The sequence below is a fragment of the Corallococcus sp. AB049A genome (genome assembly GCF_003668885.1).
GTDB classification, from domain to species: Bacteria; Myxococcota; Myxococcia; order Myxococcales; family Myxococcaceae; genus Corallococcus; species Corallococcus interemptor.
In genome coordinates, this window is the sequence record NZ_RAWL01000863.1 from 1 (window position 1) to 738 (window position 738).

At 54.1% G+C, this 738-nt stretch carries 1 protein-coding gene; it reads right to left on the reverse strand.

The window, feature by feature from the left end:
* Positions 1-487: MobQ family relaxase (mobQ, locus tag D7X55_RS43085; protein WP_158626497.1), on the reverse strand; the 487-nt coding region annotated here is incomplete at its 3' end.
* Positions 488-738: the final 251 nt, after the last annotated feature.

The window sequence follows — 738 nt, forward strand, 5'->3', positions numbered from 1 at the left end:
GGTCTAGGTATTGCTTGTCATTCCAGTCACGGTTTTTATTTTTGAACCCGTTCTGGTCAATGTCTCGCATGGTGGTCATCAAGTGGAAATGGGGGTTGTCTCCACCGATGTGATGGAAAGCAATCGTTGCGCACATGCCCCGGTCAACGAACTCTTTTTGGACGAACGCACGGGCCAGCGTGGCACACTGCTGGGGGGTCAGTTCGCGGGGTAGAGCAATGTCGAACTCACGGCAAAGTTGTGCGTCTTTGCGCTTCTCGATGGTCTCAACATTGGACCACAACTGAGCCGGGTCCGATGCCCAAGCCGGAGCGTTGTCGGGGGCAAGTGTCAGCGAGCCAGACACACCACCCTTGCGGCTGAAATCATGGGTCAACCCAGTGCGAGGATCTTCCAACGAAACGCCAAGGCGATAGGCAGCAGCAGCAACGGACGAACGTCCTTCGCTGCGCTTTATCACCTGTGCGTGGAGGTGGAAGATTGCCATGTTTTGCTGTTGCTCCTGTTGTGGTTTTTGCTTTGCTCTTAGCCCCGCAGGGCGCACACATCGCGAAGCGATGTATAAGTGCGCTATTGCTGGTGCTTCGCTTCGCTCTGCGCAATAGATTTTGGGCTGCTCGCTTCGCTCGCTTGCGCCCCTCTTTCATTCAAGCAGGCTTTGCGATTTCGTCAATGCAGTCTTGCCAGCGTCGGATTTTTTGTTACTCGTTAGGGAACATCACAACGAGGAAAAAAATC